The following is a 22,827-nucleotide window of genomic DNA, read 5'->3' as shown; positions in this document are numbered from 1 at the left end:
TTTCGGAATTATTTAACCGCAGAGAGCGCAGAGGGCGCAGAGGAAGAGAAGAGAGAGATGAATAATTACGACATAATAATGAGATACTTTTAAAGTCTTCTTTCTACTCTCAGCATCCTGCGGTAAGAAAGCCATCCACCTGCAATCATGGCAATAGAAAATATGAATAAATACCAAAAGTGTTCTGCAATATCAGCCAAATCTTTGCCGTCAGCCCACACGCCCATCAGCGCTTCGTTCATGTGATAGATTGGATTGTACTGGGCGAGATCCAGCAGACTTTTGGGAAACAGCGAAGTAGGCAAAAATGCGCCTCCTAAAATCAACAAAGGGACGCCGAAAGCCGCTACTAGCGAGTTGACATCTTCAGTGCGCCTCGCAAACTGGGTGCCGAGAATAAAGCCTACACCTACATAAGATACAATACTGAGTAAAATAATCGCACATCCTAGCAGAATAGAGCCTTGGAATTGTGCTCCGAAACAAGAGGCGATCGTGTATACTAAAATTACCTGACCGATGCCGATGCAACTGTGAGCCAGGAAAATTCCTAAAAAGTAGGAAGTGCCACTAAGCGGGGAAATAAACAAGCGTTTGAGGGTATGCTGTTCTCGCTCTGCTACTACTGTTGCTACGCTACCGCCGAGACAGCTAAAAAATAAAGCCGCTCCTACTAAGCTTGCAGGTGCAGCAGTTTCAAAGGCTTTTGCTGTGGTGAGATTAGCCCGTTCTTTTAAAATCAAACCGTTAATTAGCAAGATAGAAACTGGAAAAATACTCCACAAGACTAAGCTGCGTCGCCGCCTTCCCAATTCAATTAAAATTCGCTGTGCTACTGCGAGCGTTTCGTACCAGTATTTCATTTTAAATTTGTTAGCATTGTCATGGTTTGTAATCAAAAATTAAAGTTAATAGTTTATGATACAGTCATTACATAAGCTTGTCAAATAACTGTTCAAAATGTACACCATTGAATTGATATCAGGCAAGGTCGGAGATGGCAATGCCCAAGGCGTGTCAACTTAAACTTTTCGTCCGCCAGTCCTCCCGCTCACCCGGCAGTCCGCCAGGGAATGAATTCCCTGTCTAATAGCTAAAGTCCTCTCAAAGAGGACTGAAGAACTCATTAGTCCTATGCAAGAGGACTTTAGTTTTGAGGCAGGGGTTTCAACAAGAGCCGGACTATTGGTTGTACGTTAAGTTGACGCCAATGGGCAATGCCGTTTCCCTAGCCCCAAAATAATCGTCCTGGTGACGATGTAAGCATCGCCCGATTAATTGTAGGGAAACGGCACTGCCGTGTCCTGATTTCGGCTAAGGGGTAAAATCAACCGCATTAGATGATGAAATTACCCTTGCGAGTGGTCTGTTGATACAACCCATCGACAACATGGCTATTGAGGAGACGGCAGTGCCGTTTCCCTACCCCAAAATAATCAATAATTATTACTTAATCGTAAAGTTCTTACCTCTGTAGCATCCTTGAAAAGAAGTTAAACTGGTGCTGTTTATCTGTTCCAATTTAGTAACGAGGGAAGAAGTATTGGAAGTGTCAGCGGTAGCACCCCAGTTGTACATAAAGTCGCCGAGATTGTTTCCGGTTTCTTCGTAGCTGTGCTCTTCTACCGGAATTCCCGAAACTCCTGAAACAGTTTGGTTGTGGTATCCGTTAACGATGATTTTTTCGATAACTGCGCCCGGTTCTGCGGTAATGTTCCACTGCACCGGTTCATAAGCTGAAAGTGCGAGAATTATGGGCTTGTTTCGGCGTTCTACTTTGATTTCGATCGCACTTTGTGATAAATCTCGGTTCTTGTGATCCGCATTGGCTTCGTAAACGCCTATTAAATGAAGTTCTTTGTTTCCGCTTGATGAACCAATATAAGCTGAAAAATCGTCGGAACCGCCAAGCCCGCAGTTGGCGCCAGAACTAATTGGGGAAACAAAAGCTGTTTTTTCGGCTAGTTTCTGCTGCACTGCCGGTACTACCCACAATCCGGTTCCGATGCCTAAAGCACCTATCAAAGCGGCCGCGATACCGAAAGGAAGGGCATTTGTGAGGTTGCGAACAACTGGTTTGGCTGTTAGTTGAGATAGCGTTTGCTGCCAAGTTTCACCAGTTTGATCGGCATTCCCGCCATCAAGACAGGCCAATAAACCTAAACTTTCCGGCTGTTCGAGCAGACTTTGAACCGTTTTCCCTTCGCCGACGTAGAGATTTCTAGTTTCGGTGTCTAAAAGCAGCCAGTAGCGATCGCCCTCGGCGAGGTGGTACTCTTGTACGGCAGGATCGACTAAATCGTGCTGCAAAAACACCAGCCAAGCCATATTATTGCCAGTCCCGACTGTTTTGCCGTCGCTGGAAATAAGTTGGTCGATGTCGGGTTCCCAGCGCCAAGCTACCCAGCGACTATCTCCTCGATAGCCGAGGGATTTTTCTAGTTGCGGATGAGCGGTTATTTCTAAGCGTTGAACTAAGTTTGACACTAGATTTCCTCCTCAAGTGTGATCGGGTCTAGAGCAATTTTGTTCCAATTTATTAAAACAAATATTTTGCTCATGAAGAGCCTCCGAATAATCGGGTTAATTTTGTCTTGCTAATGTTATCAGCCGGTACTTTCCAAACCACACGGGCTTAACAAAAATATGCCTGTTGAATGGTTTAGCTTGAGAACTTGGAGCTGGCGAGCACCCGCCTGGTAATAATTTTAACCTGTGCTGATAACTAATCCTGTTACGGATTAAAGCTAGCTATCTATCACTGCTTCTACCTGGTTGTCCAGTTTTAAAAGAGTGCTTAGCCGATAGCGTCTACAAGTTCTTAGCTTAACTTTTATTTGGCTACTGTGCTACCAAATATGCCGATCGCACCTGAGATCAATATTATGCAGGCAAATAAATATTCCGGCTTTCTCGCGGGTGAAATATCCCTGAAAAAGAGAACGTTTCCGAGAAACCCGGTTTCTGTAAAAGTTCTGACACTTCGCCTATTACTAGCGGGGGCCATCAATCGCATCTCTAGTCGGCGCAACACCTCCAGGGCCAAAGGAACTCGGCGGCACTCTCGGAAGATTGAGATTGCGATTGGGAACTAAATCGCTGTTGCTGTCGCCAGCATTTCCACCCGTGGGAGACGCACTATTATTGGGGCTGGTACTCGGTGAACTTCCCGGATTGAGATTATTGGGATTGGTATTCGGCGCTGTTCCCGGATTGAGATTATTCGGATTGGTATTGGGCGCCGTTCCCGGATTGAGATTATTCGGATTGGTATTGGGCGCCGTTCCCGGATTGAGATTATTCGGATTAGTATTCGGCGCCGTTCCCGGATTGAGATTATTCGGATTAGTATTCGGCGCCGTTCCCGGAGTCAGATTATTGGGAGTGCCTGCGGGCGAAGTTCCCGGATTGACATTGTTGGGATTGTTGGGATTTGCCGTGCCAGTAGGAGTAGTTATCGGGGTGCCGACAGCATCTCTGGTGATGGCGTTGGGGTTCGGGGGAGGAGGCGGAGTGCTTGCATTGGGGTTATTTGCAGGAGCATTGCCCGCAACCGGATTAGTGTTTTGGGGAGCAGCGTTGCTGCCGCACAAACTGACTAAATCAAAAGTTGTGCCGCCTGGAGTTTCGATGAAGCAAACCGGCACATTTACTTGGGGGTTTGAGGCTCTGGGAAAATCGGCTGTTCCCGGCATGGGACGGCTAAAGGCAGCTTCAGCCATCAGTGGGGTCAAGGCAGCCGATAGAGCGGCGATTGTTCGCAATAATCTCATCAGCGTTTCCTCAAATGTATAATTTTATTTTCTCCAGTATTGCCCATAAATCGCCAAGTGTCGTCACTCTAAAAGCCGATCGATCTTTTTGATAACTGCTTCTACAGGCCCACCCCTGGCTAAAACATCTCGCGAACGCAGAAAGTACAGGTAGAAAAAGGCTAAGTGCAAAAGTAGAGCATCCGTTGCCCTTCTTCCTTGATATTTTTAGTACCGAATTCGCGGGTCAACGTAAGCATTCAAAATATCAATTACAATGCTGGCAATTACGACAATTGCCGCAAAAAACACCACAATACCTTGAACAGTTGGATAATCCCGCAAGCTAATCGCTTCGTAAAGGCGATTTGCCAACCCCGGCCAAGAAAAAGTAACCTCTGTTAAAATAGCACCGCCCAACAGTGCAGCAAAAGTCAATCCTAAGACAGTAATCACCGGAATTAGTGCATTTTTCAGAGCGTGAGCCCATAAAATCTGGAATTCGGGAATGCCTCTGGCTCTAGCTGCTTCGACATAATCTGCTTGCAAAGTTTGCTTGAGATTCACTCTGACAATGCGCTCGAAAATGCCGCTCAAAAGAATCCCCAAGGTCAAACTCGGAAGTGCCAAATAATGCAAAGATGTGAGAAACTGACCAGGGTTAGCGCTCAGGAGACTGTCAATCGTGTATAGTCCTGTGTAGCCTTCGGGGGCCGGGAATGTGACAGGAAAGCGAGTTCCCAAGGGAAACCATCCCAACTGCACTGCGAAAATCAATTGCAAAACCATGCCAGCCCAAAAAGCGGGCAGCGAGTAAGTGATAATGCCAAACAAACGGCCTGCAGCATCGAAAATAGTGTTGGGGCGAGATGCGGCCAGGGAACCGATACTGATGCCGACAATTAAAGCTATGGCCATGCTACAAACTGCTAATTCCACTGTAGCGGGGAAATAATCTCCGATAATTTGCCACACGGTTTGTCCGCGAGTGGTGATGGATGTTCCCAAGTTCAGACTGAATAAGTCTTTCATGTAGTTGAGATATTGCTGCCACAGGGGTGCGTCGAGACCGAGTTGAGCTCGCATTGCTTCTTTGGCGGCTGCGGGAGCTCGTGAGCCGAGAATGGCATCTATGGGGTCGCCTGGAGTGGCCCGCAAGAGCAAAAATACTGCTGTGGTGATTGTCCACAACATTAGCGGTGCGAGGAGCAAGCGGAGAAAAATATAAGATTGCAGGGCTTTGGAACGAGACATAATATTTGGGAATTGCCAATTGGAAATTGGAAAGAGACAGTTGAGTGGATGTTACTTACATCTTGCACTATTCTCAAGAACAGGCAAGATGCCTGTTCCACAACAGATAAATTTTATTGTGGGCCGTTGCTCTGAGCAACGGCCTGAAAGGATGATTGAGAATGGTGCAATATCTCAGTTTTAGCGAAAAAGTCGATCGACTTTTTCGCCATTCCCGATTTTCCTATTCCCCCAGCAGCGATTCAAATGCAGCTTGCAAAGACTTGATATCGCCTACTCTGGCTACTAACAAGTTTTCGCTGCCGGCATCCTGCAGCCTGTGTCTCCAATACTGGATGCTATCAGAGTTGTTCATCCAGAAACTAATCACGGTGTCTACAACTCGATCGACATCCCAGCCTTGCTGAGGAGAAACTGTCTCTACGGATGCCACAAACGCATCGAGAGTGCACTTTCGGTTTGCCAAGTATTCTACACCGGACGGCTGCTGTTGTTGCAGCAATTCCTGCTGCTGGTTAAAAAATGTTAAAGTTGGAGATACGCCCAGGATTTCAAATGTATAGTTCATGTCATCCTCCAGAAGTATTATTTTGCCCAAATGTCGATCGTCCAAAAAAGCTAAAAACGCTTTACTTTGCTGGCGTTGATGAAATGCAGATGCTTCAATTATCCTCTTTGTAGTCGATCTGGATTTTGGCGGCTTATCTTATTAATAGCAAATTTTTTAACACCAGATTGTCACAGAATTTACATTTGTCCTGGGACTGTAGAAAAAATGAAAATAAAATTTTTATTAACCGGGCGTAAGGAAGAGAATTCCCACCCGCAAAAAGTGAGCTTATTTTAGATTAAAAAGTTTAGATTAAAAAATTGAATAATTGGCAATGACTGATGACAACCAGGATGGGGAACACGGGCCTAAAGTTGCATTTTTTACGGCGTGTGACTTTTTTATCGGGAGTCTGCAGAGCGATCGCCACATTCACACAAGTAGTGGCATGATTAGTATTACAAGTTTTTACAGTAGCGGTGGAAATCTCAGCCAAGTTTTGAGCGACCGGCCACCCCACTTCACTATTGCTGTACAACTTTGTAAATTATATCTAGGGTATGTTTTAAACGACAAATGATACGCAAACCCGGTAGGTGTCAGAATATTGATGTTATTTAAAAATTTAAGCAGTTGTCTGATGAAAAGCTCCCCCAAGATGTCACTAAGCCTAGTCTTGTTGATACCGCTGGTGGTACAAATCTCCGTAGCAGTCGGCGTGACTGGATGGCTGTCGTTTCGCAACGGCCAGAAAGCCGTTAATGACCTTGCTACGAGGTTAAGCTTGGAAGTTGCAGCCAGAACCAAAGAAAATTTCCGCAGTTTTGGGGATGTATCTCATTTATTTCTACAAATGAATACTGCTGCGATCGCCTCTGGCAACTTAGACCCGGAAGACTTGCCCAACTTAGAGCGCTATTTGTGGAACCAGACCAAGCTGAGCGATCGAAATACAACCATTTACTATGGCGACGAACAGGGCAGATTCGTCTTGCTCAAGCGAGAAGCAGAACACTTAGTATACATCAGAGACGAATCAACCGCTCCAAACCGCGAAATTTATCGCCTAGATAGCCAAGGAAATCGCACTGAGCTAATCCAAATCGTCCCCTATGACCCCCGTACTAGACCGTGGTACAAAGCTGCCAAACAGTCAGGAAAAGCCACTTGGTCTCCCATCTACCCCTTCGCAGCCTCGCCAGTTCTGGGGATTACGCCGGTGATGCCTATTTACAATGAAACAGGAAACCTGCAGGGGGTATTGGCTATTGACTTGACTCTTTCTCAAATCAGCGATTTTCTCAAAAGCATCAAAATTAGCCCGTCAGGACAAGTTTTTGCGATCGAACGCAGCGGGAAAATAGTCGCCAGTTCCACAGACGAATTGCCTTTTGTCACCGGCCAAGACGGACAAGAACGGCTGTTGGCGACTAGGAGCAAAAATTTGCTAATTCGATCGGCTTCCACATACTTACAACAACGATTTGGTAGTTTTGAACAAATTGACAGCAAAGGACAGTTTACCTTCGATATAGACGGCAAACGTCAATTCATTACCGTTGCTCCCCTGCAAGACGGCCGCGGCCTCGATTGGCTGATTGTAGTCGCAATCCCGGAAGCAGACTTTATGGAGCAAATTAACGCCAACACTCGCACAACTATCTTATTGTGCTTTTTTGCCTTGGTACTGGCGATCGTTCTCGGAATATTTACCTCTCGCTGGGTTGTCACACCGATTACCCGATTGTTGCAAGCTTCCAAAGCTTTAACAAAAATGTCTGAGTCATCCGACTTCACTTCCGCAGAATTAAACGGCGAAGTCGAAGTTCAAGGATTCAAAGAAATCGATCTCCTAGCTCAGTCTTTCAATCAAATGGCTAGACAATTGCGATCGTCTTTTGTTGCTCTAGAACAAACCAACTCTAGTTTAGAACAGCGAGTAGCAGAGCGGACGGCAGAACTCGAAGCCGCCGAAGCAGAATTGCGGGCTTTGTTTGCAGCCATGAGCGAATTAATTATAGTTCTCGACGCCAGCGGTCGCTATTTAAAAATCGCCCCCACAAATCTTTCTCTGCTCTACAAACCAATCGAAGAATTAGTAGGCAAAAGACTCACAGAGGTGTTTCCGCAAGCTACAGCCAACAATTTTCTCAACCACATCCGAACAGCTTTAGATACTCAACAAACTGTCAGTATCGAGTACAATTTAACCATTGACGACCGCGAAGTTTGTTTTGCCGCCAGCATTTCACCGCTTTCCGAAGAATCCGTCATTGTGGTAGCTCGCGACATTACCGAACAGAAGCGAGCCGAATCGGCGCGACGCCACAGGCAAAAACAATTGCTCAAACAAAATACGGTTTTGGTAGAATTGGCAAGAAATAAAGCGCTGTATCGAGGCGATTTGCAAGTAGCTTTTAGGCAAATTACCGAAGCAGCTACTCATACCCTAGATGCAGAACGAGCCGGAGCTTGGTTGTACGATGAAAGCCGCTCGAAACTGCACTGTCTCGACCAATTTAGCCGCAGCAACCCGCACCATTCCCAAGGTGCCGAACTCGCAGCAGCAGACTATCCAGCTTATTTTAAAGCTTTGGAAGAACACCGGACGATCGCCGCTGATGACGCTCTCTCAGATGTGAGAACCAGAGAATTTGTGGAATCTTACTTTTCACAAGTGGGTACTACATCAACCTTAGATGCGCCGGTGCGGCTGGGAGGACAAACAGTCGGAGTTATCTGTATCGAACAAGTGGGAACTCCTCGTAACTGGACATTAGAAGAACAAAATTTTGCTGCTTCCCTGGCAGATTTGGTATCATTGGCGATCGAAGCCAGCGAGCGCGATCGTACACAAAGTGCTTTGCGTCAAGCAGAACAAAAATATCGTAGCATCTTTGAAAATGCAGTCGAAGGCATTTTTCAAAGAACCCCCGAAGGCCACTTCTTGAGCGTAAATCCAGCTTTAGCCCGCATCTATGGCTACGCCACTCCCGAAGAATTGACATCAAATCTCACCAACATCAAACAGCAAGCTTACGTCAATCCTCAGCAGGGCGACAAGTTTATGCGGGTGATGGAAGAATTCGGAGAAGTTTCGGGGTTTGAGTCACAAGTTTACCGCGTTGATGGCAAGGTAATTTGGATTTCCGAAAGCGCGCGTGCAGTGTGCGACGCCAATGGCGAGGTACTCTACTATGAAGGCAGCGTCGAGGATATTAGCGATCGAAAAGTCTTTGAATCCGCCTTGCAACTCGCCCTAGAAGCAGCCGAAGCCGCTTCCACCGCAAAAAGCGCATTTTTGGCAAACATGAGCCACGAACTGCGAACACCTCTGAATGCCATCATCGGCTACAGCGAAATGCTCCAAGAAGAAACCGCAGAATTGGGTTACGATGAACTCACCCCAGATTTAGACAAAATTCGCACTTCCGGCCGACACTTGCTATCGCTAATTAACGACATTCTCGACATTTCTAAAATCGAAGCCGGCCGCATGGATCTTTACTTAGAAACCTTCGACATTGCCGCCTTGATTGAAGAAGTCGCATCCACCGCCGCACCGCTAATTGAGAAAAACGGCAACACTCTAAACTTGCACCAAATTACGAATATCGGCACTATGCACGGTGACATTACCAAAGTGCAGCAGATTTTATTAAATTTGCTGAGCAATGCCGCCAAATTCACTCAAAACGGTACAATTACCCTCACAGCCAGCCGAGAAAAAATCGCGGGCGACAGCAGCGAAGCAAAACAAGAAAACACTTCGGAACCTGCCACAAGTTCTCAATCTTCAATTGCTAGTAAAGAATTTTTAGTTATTAATTGTACAGATACAGGAATTGGGATGACTCCAGAGCAGTTGCAGCACATTTTCCAACCCTTTACCCAAGCAGACGCTTCCACCACGCGCAAGTACGGCGGCACCGGTTTGGGACTAGCAATCAGCCAACGTTTTTGTCTAATGATGGGCGGCAATATTTCCGTAAAAAGTCAGGAGGGTGTTGGTTCTACTTTTACGATCTGGTTGCCAGTTAATCTGCAAAATTAGGGTGGATGGCACACGCAGCATTCAATTTCAGAAAAAAAGAATGCTGGCGCACCTTACAAAAGAAGTTTCCCTAAAAAAAGGGGAATACAAACCAACTAGGGAAACGAAAAGTAAAAATAACCTTGTGTTTAGGTTTTATTAGACCTCTTGCAAAAATAACTAGGACGGGCAAGATGCCCATCCCACAAGAGTTATTTTTTCTTGTGGGATGGGCATCTTGCCCGTCCAATAAATTTATGAAAAGGACTTTTGCAAGAGGTCTATTTTTTACTTTTATCTTACTCATTACGGCTGTGTACTTGGGTTAGATTCTCCATTCACCACCCCCGTAGTATCTATCTGATCGGCGATCTCTTGTTTTCCAGTTTCAATAAACCATTTATACTGCTCAAGCGTTTCGGGACGAGCACTCTCCAAACACATTTTTCTCCAGCGGGGTTTCTCTTTTATATCTTTTTTTTCTTCCAGAACATCTTCTAGCAAGCAATAAGCCATCCCTCCACCGAGCTGTTTTCCTTCAATTGCTTGGTCAATAGCAACTGCTTGTCGAAGTTCTTTTTCAGCCGCTTGATACTGTTTTTGTTTGAGCAGTATCCAGCCCAAGTTTAGATGCAGTTCATAATTGAGTTGAGCATCTTCTTTCCTCACCCGTTGTACTCCCATCCGCAGTAAAGTTTCAGCGGTAACTCTATCGTCTTTACTAATATAAACGCGACCTAAATTATTAAAGGCGCGAGCCTCCCCTAGGTTTAACACTTTTTCATATTCCTTCCTCGCTAAATCTATAGATCCTAAAGATTCGTAGATTTGTCCCAAGGCAATTGGAATCTCCCAATTATTGGGGTTTATTTTGGCCGCTTGCTCGTATTTCCCTTTGGCTTTTTCCAGTAAACCTCTTTCGTAGAGTTTTTTTCCTTCTCGATAGTTCCAGTCCCCAATCCGAGGCAAAGAGTTATAGACTCCCACAGAAGCCAACAATAACATTGCGGTAATACCCAAGGTTGCTTGACTGTGAAACTGCGGAGCAATATTGAGTTTTTTGAGGATATTTTTAATCTGTTCTTGTCCTGTGTCCTGCAAGGTGTGGATTACCGTCAGAAGCAACCCTCCTTGTCCGAGCAGACCAAAGCTCTCAGCGAAGCTGATTCCTCCCGTGGCAAAGAGTTGAGCGAAGGTTGTCATATAAGCCGCTACCCCTGCCAATCCAGCGATTGTCAGCCCGTTGAACAACCAATCTAAGCGATTTGAGGGGGAAACTTCCTCGTGGGAAGTCGGTTCGAGGAACCACCACCAAGCTTCTGGGGAGGGGTGAAATGTAGCTCGCCATTCTGCTAATTTTGCTCCTCGGGCGATCGCATTGGCTTGTTGTTTCAGGAAGTTGTCTAATTCGAGTAGTTTAGCCAAACTTTCCACAGAAAGCTGGGTTTTCTCGCTGAGTGCTTCTTTGATGGCATCGCGAGTAACTAAAATATGGAGAATGGCTATTTCTGAGGGTTCAGACTTGGCCAATTTTAGGTGAGCGAGAGCATCCGTATATTGAGCTAAGGCAAATTCTAATTTCACGATCGGACTTGAATAATTAGTAGATTCCTGAAAAAAGTTTACCGCAAATTGCAGGTATATACTTTAAGAAAATTGTACCCCACAGTTGCAGCACATTTTCCAACCCTTTACCCAAGCAGACGCTTCTACCACGCGCAAGTACGGCGGCACCGCTTTGGGACTAGCAATCAGCCAGCGTTTTTGCCGAATGATGGGTGGCAATATTTCCGTAAAAAGTCAGGAGGGTGTGGGTTCTACTTTTACCATCCGCTTACCTGTTAATCCTTAACTAATCTGGGTATTTTTGAGCTATACTTCTATTACCAAATCTCGTAGGGGCGGGTTCACCAACAATCTTTGGTTCACATCCAAAATATTCATAAACCCGCCCCCACCAAACCAATTAACCCTGATTGCGGAACAATTTTTTGAGTATCTGCGATGGGTGAAGGCGGGTTTTTTAGTTCTGGGAATTGATGATATAAATTTGGGTGAACCCGCCCCGACAAATCTTTGAATTCCCACTTACCAATTACCCAGTCCCCATTACCTTTGAATGCTTCTCGGATCGAGAGCATCCCGCAACCCATCCCCCAATAAATTAAACGCCAAAACAGTCAAAATAATCAGTATCGCCGGAGGCCAAACCAACCAAGGCTGCAATACTAAAATTGAAGCATTAGTAGAGAGGGATAGTAAATTTCCCCAAGAAGGATCGGGCTGTTGAATTCCCAAGCCAATTAAACTCAAAACCGACTCCGCCACAATAAAACCCGGAACCGCCAAAGTAGCAGAAATAATTACATAAGTAGCAGTTTGTGGCAACACGTGGCGGACAATAATATAAATTGGATTGGCGCCCATTGCCCGCGCCGCTTGCACAAATTCTCGTTGTTTAATTGACAGTACCTGACCGCGAATTACCCGCGCTAAACCCGCCCAATTGATAAATGAAGTAATCAGCACAATCAATATAAATCGCTGAGCACTTGTCAATCCCGGTGGCAATACTGCTGCTAGCGCTACTAATAAATAAAGACCGGGAATCGTCATCAATACTTCGGCAAAGCGCATTAAGATACTGTCAATCCAACTGCCAAAATAACCAGATATGCCTCCGATCAACAATCCCAAGGGGAAAGAAATTGCTATTCCTACTAAACCGATGCTGAGGCTAATTCTGCTGCCGTGTACTAAGCGACTGAATTGATCGCGAGCTTGTTCATCCGTGCCTAAAATGTTAATTTGGCCTTCTCCTGTAGTACCAAACAAGTGCCTTTCTAATGGCAAAACTCCTAAAAAATTATAGGGAGAACCTTTGACAAACAAACCGACAGCCGATGGTTTTTGCCAGTCTACAATTACCTCGCGAGCGCCGGTATTCGCATCCACTGGGCCCTGAGTAGTCGGATAAACGTGGGGCCCGATAAATCGCCCGTCTTGGGTGGTTAAATAAATCTGAGTCGGCGGCAATAATGAACCGTCTAATTGAGAGTCGTAGGGGTCGTAAGGTGCCACAAATTCGGCAAAGAGTGCGACTGTATAAAAAATTAACAGTAGCACGGCTCCTAACCGAGCTAGAGGATTTTTTCTAAGATTTTGCCACCATTTCATAAGTTTTTAGGTTTGAGATTTTAAGTTGGTTAGTAATCAAGACTAAAGTGCTTAAATTTATTTGTAGAGACTTTAGTTTTTTATTGATGAACTCAGCAGCCAAAAATTAATTACTGAATTATAAAGTTTTTCATAACAGAATTACTTACTACAACAATTAGACTACTTTTGTTCATCTGCGACCAAGATTATTCGAGTTTCATCTTCGGGTATTTTCCCCAATTCCTCGCCGCTAAAAGGATTGTAGAAAAACGAGCCTGTTTGGGGTGGCAATTTGGGATTGAGTACAATTTCTACTATACTTTTTACAACCCCAGTGAGCGGAATTGCCAGGATAACTCCCAACAATCCTCCCACTCTACCTCCTAACAGCAAAGCTGTGAAAATAATTACCGGGCTCAATCCGGTGAGATTGCCCATGATTCGGGGAGCTACTAAATTATCCTTGATTTGCTGGAGACCGATCGCCACTACCAACACTTGTAGCGCCAGCCACCAATCAATAAACGCTACAATTATACTAACAGTGCCAATTCCCAAAGTTGCTCCAATAAACGGAATTATTTCCGTCAATCCTATAAACACGGCAAACAACAGAAAAAACGGAACTTGCAGCCACCAAAAAGCCAGAGTCAACGAGATGGCCATCAATAGTCCCAGCAATAACTGTCCCGATACAAATCGCTGGAGGTTTCGCTGCAAAGTCTCTGTTAAAACATAGCGAATGTCTGGGGAAAAAATACTGGTCAAACCCTGCCAAACTCTTTGCCCGTCTAGGAGCATATAAAAGGAAATCACCACAATAAAAATCAAGTCCAAAAACCAGTTAACAGTACCGACAACTAAGCCTAAACTCGTACCTGCGAGCGCCTGCACTTGTTCCTGCACTTTCGCTGATAACTGCTGCTCCAATATTTGCACGTTAAACGGCAAATTGCGCTCGGCACTCCATGCTTGAAATTCAGCTAGCTGCAGTCGCCCCGACTCCAGCAAATCCGGGAACCTCACCCCCAACTGTCTCGCTTGGCTGAACACGGGCGGCACAATAGTTAAACCGATTACTATTACTACCACACCTGCTGTTAAATAAACCAGCCCCGCCGCTACTCCCCGAGGCAAAAATACTTGCAGTCTTTTTACTGCATAATTTAATAAAAATGCAATGAGTCCCGCTGTTACTAAAATGCTGACCAGTTCCCCAACATAACTGACAGCAGTCAGGGTAAACCATCCCGTCACTAGCATTAGTAGCCAAGTAATTAGAAACTGTTGGACGGGAGAAAAGACGCTATTCATTGTGATTTTTGTCAATTAAACTGGTACAATTTCCTGACCCGATTTGTCGGGTTCTACGAGAAACACATTAGAGTATAGATTAGCAATAATCAGTTCAAGATTAGACTAAATGCTCTCAGTATTGATAAGCTGGTGACGGCAAAACCGCTTCGGGACAGACAAGGCCAGCCCGATCGACCCCACGATCGGGAATCACGCTAATATTCAGTATGCCCCAGAGACCGATCAAATTAAATGTCGATCGCACAAACTTTGAGCAAATTTAATTAAAATCGCCATTGTAGGGTGAAAGTGCGCCACACTCACCCAAAAGGAGGAAGCGTTAATCCAGAGGCCCTCCGCTAAAATAAAGTAAATATTATCGTAATCTTTCTTTACAATATCAAAAGCACAGGCTCATACTGGCGAGAGGAACTACCGTGACTAATCAAGTTTTTTCAGAAGCCGAAGAAAAGCAACCCCTTTCCCCCGTGGAGAGCGGGCGCGAAAGGAACTCAGCAGTGGATGTAGCTGAAAGTGAAGTCTCAGACAAATCTCGCTGGCAATTCTCCGGTGAGGATGATGAACGAGAAGTTGCGCTGGAAGTTCCAGAAATCGAGGCGGAACAAGTTTGGGAACCAGAAGTAACTGAAGTTGGGCCCAGCAAAGAAATCAGGTGGCCTGCCTTGTTGGCGGGCGCAGGGATTGGCGTGGCTGCAACGTTGCTAGCAGTAAAATTGACTGGGGGCAATCAGAGTTCGCCGCCTGCAGCTCCAATTCCCTCGGCAACTCAGCAGGCGATTGCTCCGACGGTGACAGTCGCGCCTGTGGAATCTGCCCAGGTGGGTGAAACTCTGCAAGCGACGGGCACCGTGGCAGCCTATGACTTGCTACCGGTGCTACCACAAGCCAACGGTTTGCAAATTAAGCAGGTGTTGGTGAATGAAGGGGATGTGGTAGAAAAAGGTCAGACGATGGCGGTTTTGGACGATTCGGTGCTACGATCGCAAATTGCCGAAGCGCTTGCGGAAGTACAATCGGCCAATTCTACGGTAGAGCAAGCCCAAGCTCAGGTACAGCAAGCCGAGTCAGCCCAACAAGAAGCCCAAGCAGGCGTGGCTCAAGCCCAAGCTGGCGTTGAAAAAGCCATCGCTGACGCAGCGCAAGCCAAAACAGGCGTCGGGCAAGCAAGGGCTGGTGTGGAACAAGCTAAAGCCGGTGTCACTCAAGCTAAAGCTGGCATTGCCTCCGCTCAGGCTAAATTAGATCAAGCTCAAAGAGAAGTAAATCGCACCCAAGATTTGGCGGCTCAGGGAGTAATTAGTCAGCAAGATTTGGAAAGGCGAAAGACAGAGCGGCAGACTGCTGTTCAAGACTTGAACAAAGCTAAAGCTGACTTGAATACAGCTTTGCAAGAACAGAATAAAGCAGCGGAAGAAGTGCAATCTTCTCTTGCTAGAGTAGCTACTGCGGAAGCTAATATCAGTACGGCTAGAGCGGCTCTCGCCAGCGCTCGTGCTAAAGTGAATACGGCCGGAGCGAGTGTCAGTAGTGCCAGAGCAAATGTGGGAAATAACGCAGCAAGTGTCCGCAGCAATGATGCACAAGTCAAACAGTTACAAACTCAACTAGAACAAACAATTGTTCGAGCGCCGGATAGTGGCACTGTGGCTGAAAGAATTGGTCGAGTTGGCGATGTTTCTTCGGGAAGTCAAAAACTATTTTCGATTATTCGCGACAACAAGCTGGAACTGCAATTGAAAGTACCGGAAAGTCAGGTTTCGCAAGTGCGGCCGGGAACAGCAGTGCAAATTACTTCGGATTCTGACAAGCGGATTAAGTTGTCAGGAACTGTACGAGAGATTTCGCCGGTAGTTGACCCGCAAAATCGGCAAGCTACGGTGAAGATTGATTTGCCGACAAGTGAGTTTTTGCGATCGGGAATGTTTTTGCGCGCATCCATTTCTACGACAACGGCTCAAGGTTTGAAAGTCCCTGCTAAAGCTATTGTACCGCAATCTGATGGCAGTTCTATGGTTTACAAACTTGTGGGCGAAAACAAGGTGCAGGCTCAACCGGTGGAACTTGGGGAAATTTCCGGGGGTGCTGTGGGCGATTTGACTGCTGCTAAGGTGGTGGTTAAAAAAGGTTTGAAGGCGGGCGATCGGGTGGTTGTTACTGGGACTGGTTTTCTGAAGGATGGCGCTGAGGTTAAGGTTGGTAAATAGTTATGGGTTAGGGTTATTTAGAGTTAGGGTTATTTAGAGATTATTGCCTTTTTTGACCGCAGATGAAGGCAGATAAACCCTGATGAACCCCGATAACCACTGCCAATATTTCGATTACGCACGTCTACGGGGATTGCATAATATAAAGCACAGTCAACAGTCAACAATCACGGACGGTGTAACCGGAATTCATATCAATTATGTCTTTGGTAAATATTAGCGTCTAACTGTCATGGCATATCTGCTCGTAGCGGCAACCTCACGGTAAACGTTGCCCCTTGTCCCTCACCCGAACTTGTTGCACTAACAGTACCGCCGTGGAGTTCTACTAAATGACGGACGATCGACAATCCTAGCCCTAATCCTGAGTCTCTGCGAGAGAAGCTACTATCCGCCTGACGGAAGCGATCGAACACATACGGGAGAAAATCAGGGTCAATGCCTTTACCAGTATCGCTAACTTGGATTTGAGCCATGCCATCAATGTAGTCTAATGCGATGTCAATTCTGCCTTCGGCTGGGGTGAATTTAATCGCGTTTGAAAGTAGATTCCACACCACTTGTTGTAAGCGAGTTGGATCGCCCAAAATCTTTGGTTGTAAAGGACTTAGCCTGGATTCAAGTTGAATATTTTTGGCTTCTGCTGCGAAACCAATTACCGCGATCGCATTTTCAACCAGTGGATTGAGCTCAATTTCAGAAGCATTAAGCCGAAATTGGCCGGTGGTAATCCGGGAAACGTCTAAGATGTCATCGATGAGTTGGTTTTGTGCTTTGGCGGCGCGCTCGATCGTTTTTAGCGCCTCGTTGGTTTTAGCCTCGTCAAATTTTTTCAGGCGCAGCAACTGTGCCCAGCCAATCATCGCATTGAGCGGCGTCCGCAGTTCGTGAGAGAGGACGGACAAAAACTCATCTTTGATGCGGTTGGCATCCTCAGCAGCCGCACGAGCCGATTGTTCTTGAATCCGAAGGCTGCGTTCTGTCTCTAACTGTTTTTGCTCGGTGATATCCTCGATCGCCAACAGAATCATCTGTGTATCGCCGATGGGAGGCATTTTGCGGCCATTGAGCAGCATTATCTTATGCCCGATCTGCTCAAAGTCATGCTCGACTTCAAAATCTTGAAACTGGGGATTTCCTGCCAGAATTGCTGTGAGGAGCGATCGCAACTGGGGAATATTCCACTGTCCATTACCCAGATCGAACAATGAGCGCTGCTCTGTTTGGCTCGGCATCACCTGAAACGTCTCGTAGAAAGAACGATTGGCAGTTATTGCCCGCAGGTCGAGATCTAACACTAGCAATGGTTCCCGCACGGTTTCCACGATCGTTTCGGCGTAATTTTTCGCTTCCGTCAACTGCTGGGCGCTGAGTTTGAGCTCGTTGATATCCACCAACATCACCACAGCCCCATCAATCTTGTTGTCGATCGTCCGATAGGGTCGAAGGTGCATATCGTACCAACGACCGTCTCGATCTTGAACCTCCTGAACTTTCAAATTCAGCGTGCGGATCACGTCTAAAATCCATTGCTCTAAGTCCGGTACTCTCAACTTGTGAGTGATGTCGCTCAAAGACCTCCCAACATCGGTAGAAATCAAGTTGAAGATGCGTTCGATTGCGGGAGTAAACCGGCGGATTCGCAGGTCGCCTCCCAGCATCAGGATCGGAATATTGATGCTGGTCAGGAGATTTTCTAAATCGTTGCTGACCTGAGTCGATTCCACATTGCGCCGCTGCAATTCGTCATTAATCGTGTTGAGTTCTTCATTGGTTGCCTGAATTTCTTCTTTCGCCGTTTCGAGTTCCTCATTCATGCTTTGCAACTCTTCGTTGCTCGACAAAATCTCTTCGTTGGCGGCTCTCAAATCTTGATTAGCGGCTTGATGTTCTTGGACGATCGCTCCAAGATGTTCTTTTGTGGTTTTCAGTTCCTGTAGCAGCCTTGCAATCTCCTGACTTTCACAGGGTGAAGGATCGGAGTTGACTCTACTATCGTCAGTATCAGCAGCAGGCATTACAGATATCGGGGACTCCTCTTGAAATAACACTAAAAAATAGTCTTTTGCCACAGCGCCGGCTTGGAATGGAATCACATTAATTCTGATCTGCCGAATGATCTGGCCCTCTTTAACTTGCAAGCCTGCCCGTGCGATCGGCTGCTTCTGCTGTGAGGCTTGTTGAATTGCAGTTCGCAGTTCCACGCGCAATCCTTCTTTTGCCATTCTCAGCAGGCTAAAGCTCGCCCTACCGGGGGCCGGTTCTAGGTAGGCATTCGTCTGCCCTCGAAATTGCACAATCTCGCTGGCTGTGTTAATCACGACTCCGACAGGGGCATAGTGATTCAAAACAATGCGATCGGCCTGTTTCTCCATTTCGATTTCGTCCAACTTTTCTGTCTGCAGCGGTTGAGGGTTGAGGGGTGTCAGAGGATAGTTGTTAGCAGTTAAATCTATGCTGAGCCAATGCGACAACTGTTTTTTAGTATAAATTTTGTTCTTTTTGTCTAATAGCGCAAACAATTCGGAAAAGTCTCCCACCGTTTCCGAAGTACCTAACAGCAAAAAGCCTGCGGGCCGAAGCCCATAGTGGAACATTGGCAGCAGTTTTTTCTGCAACGGGGGTCCCAGATAGATCAGCACGTTCCGACAGGTAATCAAATCCATCCGGGAAAACGGCGGATCGGCGATCAGGTTTTGTCTAGCAAAAACGCAGAGTTCGCGCACGGGCTTAGCGATTTGGTATCCGCCCTCGACTTGGACAAAGAACCGATTTAGGCGTTCGGGTGAAATATCCGCGACTTGGGCCTGGGTATAAAAGCCACTGCGGGCGATCGCGATCGCACTTTCGCTGATATCTGTGGCATAAATCTGAATCGGCAGGTTAGTAGAGCGAGCTGCTAAAAACTCTAGCAAGCAAATGGCGATCGAGTAAGCTTCTTCACCCGTGGAACAGCCGGCAATCCAAATTCGGATCGGTTTTTTCGGCGATTTATCTTGGACAATTGCGGGAAAAACATTGCTGCTTAAGGCATCAAAGGTTTCGGGATCGCGGAAAAAGCTGGTGACATGAATTAAGACATCGTGATACAGCGCGGTTACTTCTGTTGGGGTGTTTTGGAGATATTCGGCATAATTTTCAATGCGTTCGAGCTTGTAGAGTAACATCCGCCGATGTATCCGCCGCTTCAAGGTGGTTTGCTTGTAGTTAGTAAAGTCAACTCCTGTAGCCGCCCGCAGCAAACTGTAGATCGTGGCGATCGCATCTTTATTTTCGATCGCATCTTCGCTGCTGGTGGATTCTGTCGCAGGCCCCTCTGCAATGTAGGGATGACGGCCGATCTGTGATATTTTCTGAGCAATTTTTTCCGGTGTCAAGATAAAGTCTACCTGACCCGTAGCCACCGCAGTATTCGGCATACTGCTGACTTGTGCCGATTCTTCACATTGGGCAAAAGTAATACCGCCGGCGGCCTTAATCGCTTTTAACCCTTGGGCACCATCGCCGTCGCCCCCGGACAAAACGACGCCGATGGCTTTGTTCCCCCGTTCTTCGGCGAGGGACAACAGAAAAGTATCGACGGACATAAATACCCCGCGTCCTCTGCCGCGAGGCGTTAGCTTCAGCACCCCTCGATCGATAGTCATGCTGAAATTCGGGGGGATGACGTAGACCTGATTCGGTGCTATTAGCATCCCATCTGTCACCTCATGGACGGGCATCTGGGTCGATCGAGCTAAAATCACACTCAACACACTTTCCTGACTCGGCAACATATGCTGAATTATTACAAACGCCATGCCGGTATTGATCGGCAAATGGCTCAGTAATTGCATAAAGGCTTCCAATCCACCTGCGGAGGCTCCTATTGCGACTACAGGAAATAACTCGTTTGGACTGTTCTGTTGCTTTTCTTCAGCTTTCATACCAGCTTTAGGTTTAGATTTCTTGGCCTTCTTTTTATAAGTCATTTTTTATACCATATATCTGGCTGTTGGAAGATAGATTATGAGAAATTTTTATTTTTATTTTTATTATATCTCTAACAGATACCCATAAAATGAAGAGTCTGGAATCTACCTGGAGATATATTGATGAGGCGCACTCTACGCGAGGGATTTTCAAATTATTATTATTATTATTATTATTATTGAGAGCCATACTACCTTGATCAAAGGCGACAAGCGTGAGAGTTTAAGTCCGTCATAAATTCTACTAATTGTCCTGTTCAAAGTAGAGAAAGAGTAAATTTACTACATTCTGCGATCGTAGCAATTCTATGAAGGTTTTCCCTAGAGTCCGGTTCCCCTAAATCCGCCAACTCATCAAGAAACTGGAAACCCGACTCTTGTCCGCCCTTCTCAAGCAGTGCGGCTAGGGAGAAGCTGCGGGAAAAGAAAACTGTACAATTAAGTAGATAAACTTAAGAAAACAGAACACCCTACAGAACAGCAATTAATTTCGTTTTTAGGCAGGTTGTGGCATCGCAAATTCGCTAGTGCCCCGTCGATGTAAACTATCTTGGGATGATTTTCTAAGTGTCTCATCACGACTTCTTGAGGCATTTTTACCTTTTTAGTCATTTCCAGGGTATCGTCGCTCGGCCGTTGCCAATATTGCTCAAATTCAGCAATTACTTTCTGAACTTCTTCTGGGGTTGAAGTTTGAGGCTGTTAATTGGCAGACACAATCTAATAACTGATTTTTTTTTAACCTTCCCAAAATCCGGCAATCCTAGCTAAACTTGTCAAGAAAAGTAACAAAAATATATTTTAATTGGCTTCGGGAAATTATGGAAATCCCAGCAGCGCTGCAAAGTTCGGATTCTCAAGACAGGCTGCGGGGGGTAACGGCTGTGAGAAAGGGCTATTCTGCGGTGTCGCTACCGATGTTGCTGAGGAAAGTGGACGATCGCGAGTTTGTGGTGTGGCGGCAGACTGAAACTACGGACTCAATGGCTGCGCTGTTAAAAATGATACAGTTCGATCGCACGATCGGAATGTGCGATCCCAAGCCGCTAACTCTTTGTCAATGTTAGGAAGCGAGGCGATGACATTTTGCTCCGCCACAGTATCATAGCTCGGTTGTGCGATCGCTGCCACTGTTTCATCAATAAATACGTGGTTTTTGATGTGTATAGTATCTAGCCAACGCTTTCATTCATAGCGCAATTTTTGTACAATTTCTGTAGCAAGGCTGAGTCGCTACTAAAGTTTTTTTTACGCCTTAATTTTAAGAGGTTAAAAGTGCGGGACAAACTTGATATACTTAGGATCGCGAATTAAATAACTTACAATTTTAATTGTTATTGTGGGATGGGCGTCCCGCCCGTCATGAGTGGACGGGCGGGACGCCCATCCCACTTTCAAGAGTGGAAGTTATTTAATTCTCATTCCTTACCTCTATGCCTTGGCGCTCTTTTATTTCAAGAGTGAATTTCTCGCATATATATCACGAGTGCTCTGTCACTATTATCTTTAACAATTCTTCCTCTTTACTTTTAAGCTTCGAGCGGCGCTCCCCTCAAGAGAGTCATGGCAGCTATCTGGGCCGTCTCTCAATACCGAGGCAAAAAGTCACCTATGAGCGATCGACTGACTTTAAATCGTTTTGCTAAGTCTCTTTGTGTGCCTTCTTTGTTTGGCCACGCACTTAGTATCTTCTGTCGTAAGTCAATAGAATATGCAGCTATCTCTAAATAATTTGCTTTTTTTACATCTTTCAAGTTTACCCTCTTTGTGGCGGGTTTTATCTCAAAGTGCTGTAAGTCTCGTTATTTTGTGGTGAACAGAGGCTATAAATCATAGCATCTTTTGTCGCCAATGAAACAAATTGTGCAAAAAAAAGTTTTTTGGAAAATTCGCATAATTTTTGGGAAAAAGCACTGATAGATAATTAGGGCGTAGTAGCTAAGTAAAATTAGCCCTCGCCTGTTTACATTAAGCAGGAAAAAAACGTGGCAATATTTCTGGGTACATCCTTAGATGACACTCTCAAGGGCGGATTAGGCAACGACAGCCTTTTTGGGGCAGACGGCAATGACTCCCTTAGTGGTTCTGGCTCCAATAACACCTTAGATGGCGGTGCTGGCGATGACACTCTCGTGCCAGGCTTTCGCGATAGCCTATTTGGCGGTGATGGCAATGACTTTCTCTTTGGTGGTGGTAATAGCACCTTGGATGGCGGTGTGGGGGATGATACGCTCAGTGCTGGATTTGGCAGTGGGAATGTGTTGCGAGGCGGTGCAGGTAACGATAGCTATCTGCTGCGGGAGTTTTCGCTCAATCAACTACAAATTCAGGATACAGGTGGCCTCGATCGCCTAGACTTTGTTAATTTTGACAACCAAATCAGTACCAGCCCTACCTTGTCGCTGTCGCTGTCATCGGGAAATACAGGCTTGGCCCGACAAGGCACTAGCTTGCTGATTGACATCAACAAAGACGGTATCGCCCGCCCTGCCGATGACGTGGTGATTTCCGACTTCTTCGGTGCATCGGCGACTGTCGAAGGTGTTGGCTTTATCGAAACAGTTGGCAACCTATCGGGTACGGAGAT

At 46.0% G+C, this 22,827-nt stretch carries 15 protein-coding genes and 1 pseudogene; 6 read left to right on the top strand and 10 right to left on the bottom strand.

Going from position 1 to position 22,827, the window contains the following annotated elements:
• Window positions 1–89: 89 nt before the first annotated feature.
• From QUB26_RS13870 to QUB26_RS13850, 5 genes are all read right to left on the bottom strand, one after another.
• The gene (locus tag QUB26_RS13870; RefSeq protein WP_333239503.1) at window positions 90–863 is read right to left on the bottom strand and encodes an ABC transporter permease; all 774 of its coding nucleotides are present in this window, start codon (window positions 861–863) and stop codon (window positions 90–92) included.
• Window positions 864–1,446: 583 nt separating this feature from the next.
• Window positions 1,447–2,487, bottom strand: coding sequence for a hypothetical protein (locus tag QUB26_RS13865; protein WP_333239501.1), 1,041 nt, complete (start codon window positions 2,485–2,487; stop codon window positions 1,447–1,449).
• 506 nt (window positions 2,488–2,993) lie between these two features.
• On the bottom strand, window positions 2,994–3,773 hold the full coding sequence (locus QUB26_RS13860; RefSeq protein WP_333318446.1) for a hypothetical protein: 780 nt from the start codon (window positions 3,771–3,773) through the stop codon (window positions 2,994–2,996).
• A 207-nt stretch (window positions 3,774–3,980) separates the two neighbouring features.
• Window positions 3,981–5,006: an ABC transporter permease gene (locus QUB26_RS13855; RefSeq protein ID WP_333318444.1), complete on the bottom strand. Its 1,026-nt coding sequence runs from the start codon at window positions 5,004–5,006 to the stop codon at window positions 3,981–3,983.
• A gap of 223 nt (window positions 5,007–5,229) precedes the next feature.
• Complete coding sequence (locus tag QUB26_RS13850; RefSeq protein WP_333055663.1) at window positions 5,230–5,574, bottom strand: hypothetical protein; 345 nt, start codon at window positions 5,572–5,574, stop codon at window positions 5,230–5,232.
• A 316-nt stretch (window positions 5,575–5,890) separates the two neighbouring features.
• On the opposite strand from QUB26_RS13850, the gene QUB26_RS13845 reads away from it, so the two are divergent.
• On the top strand, window positions 5,891–6,136 hold the full coding sequence (locus tag QUB26_RS13845; protein ID WP_333302511.1) for a hypothetical protein: 246 nt from the start codon (window positions 5,891–5,893) through the stop codon (window positions 6,134–6,136).
• Between the two features lie 60 nt (window positions 6,137–6,196).
• Window positions 6,197–9,610 carry a PAS domain S-box protein gene (locus QUB26_RS13840; RefSeq protein WP_333239495.1) on the top strand — a complete coding sequence of 1,138 codons (3,414 nt, stop codon included), beginning with the start codon at window positions 6,197–6,199 and terminating at the stop codon, window positions 9,608–9,610.
• Window positions 9,611–9,895: 285 nt separating this feature from the next.
• On the opposite strand, the gene QUB26_RS13835 is transcribed toward QUB26_RS13840, so the two are convergent.
• Window positions 9,896–11,173, bottom strand: coding sequence for a tetratricopeptide repeat protein (locus tag QUB26_RS13835; RefSeq protein ID WP_333239493.1), 1,278 nt, complete (start codon window positions 11,171–11,173; stop codon window positions 9,896–9,898).
• Between the two features lie 82 nt (window positions 11,174–11,255).
• On the opposite strand from QUB26_RS13835, the pseudogene QUB26_RS13830 reads away from it, so the two are divergent.
• A pseudogene (locus QUB26_RS13830) lies at window positions 11,256–11,441 on the top strand (ATP-binding protein); the annotation flags it as partial.
• 257 nt (window positions 11,442–11,698) lie between these two features.
• Here the strand turns inward: QUB26_RS13830 and QUB26_RS13825 are convergent.
• From QUB26_RS13825 to QUB26_RS13815, 3 genes are all read right to left on the bottom strand, one after another.
• Window positions 11,699–12,766, bottom strand: a complete 1,068-nt coding sequence (locus QUB26_RS13825) for an ABC transporter permease (RefSeq protein ID WP_333318442.1) — start codon at window positions 12,764–12,766, stop codon at window positions 11,699–11,701.
• A 162-nt stretch (window positions 12,767–12,928) separates the two neighbouring features.
• Complete coding sequence (locus tag QUB26_RS13820; RefSeq protein ID WP_333055658.1) at window positions 12,929–14,062, bottom strand: AI-2E family transporter; 1,134 nt, start codon at window positions 14,060–14,062, stop codon at window positions 12,929–12,931.
• Between the two features lie 115 nt (window positions 14,063–14,177).
• Window positions 14,178–14,309 carry a hypothetical protein gene (locus QUB26_RS13815; protein ID WP_333239487.1) on the bottom strand — a complete coding sequence of 44 codons (132 nt, stop codon included), beginning with the start codon at window positions 14,307–14,309 and terminating at the stop codon, window positions 14,178–14,180.
• Between the two features lie 172 nt (window positions 14,310–14,481).
• Here QUB26_RS13815 and QUB26_RS13810 point away from each other — a divergent pair, with 172 nt between their 5' ends.
• A complete protein-coding gene (locus QUB26_RS13810; protein WP_333239485.1) occupies window positions 14,482–16,269 on the top strand; it encodes an efflux RND transporter periplasmic adaptor subunit in 1,788 nt (595 codons plus the stop codon).
• Window positions 16,270–16,499: 230 nt separating this feature from the next.
• Here the strand turns inward: QUB26_RS13810 and QUB26_RS13805 are convergent, their stop codons facing one another.
• Window positions 16,500–20,195, bottom strand: coding sequence for a chemotaxis protein CheB (locus QUB26_RS13805; RefSeq protein ID WP_333318440.1), 3,696 nt, complete (start codon window positions 20,193–20,195; stop codon window positions 16,500–16,502).
• A gap of 866 nt (window positions 20,196–21,061) precedes the next feature.
• On the opposite strand from QUB26_RS13805, the gene QUB26_RS13800 reads away from it, so the two are divergent.
• A complete protein-coding gene (locus QUB26_RS13800) occupies window positions 21,062–21,307 on the top strand; it encodes a hypothetical protein (protein WP_333318438.1) in 246 nt (81 codons plus the stop codon).
• 918 nt (window positions 21,308–22,225) lie between these two features.
• Window positions 22,226–22,827, top strand: a 602-nt coding sequence (locus QUB26_RS13795) for a calcium-binding protein (RefSeq protein WP_333247095.1), incomplete at its 3' end; no start/stop codon positions are given.

The organism is Microcoleus sp. B4-C1, assembly GCF_036705285.1.
Taxonomy (GTDB): Bacteria; Cyanobacteriota; Cyanobacteriia; order Cyanobacteriales; family Microcoleaceae; genus Microcoleus.
This window is presented reverse-complemented; position numbering and strand designations above follow the sequence as displayed.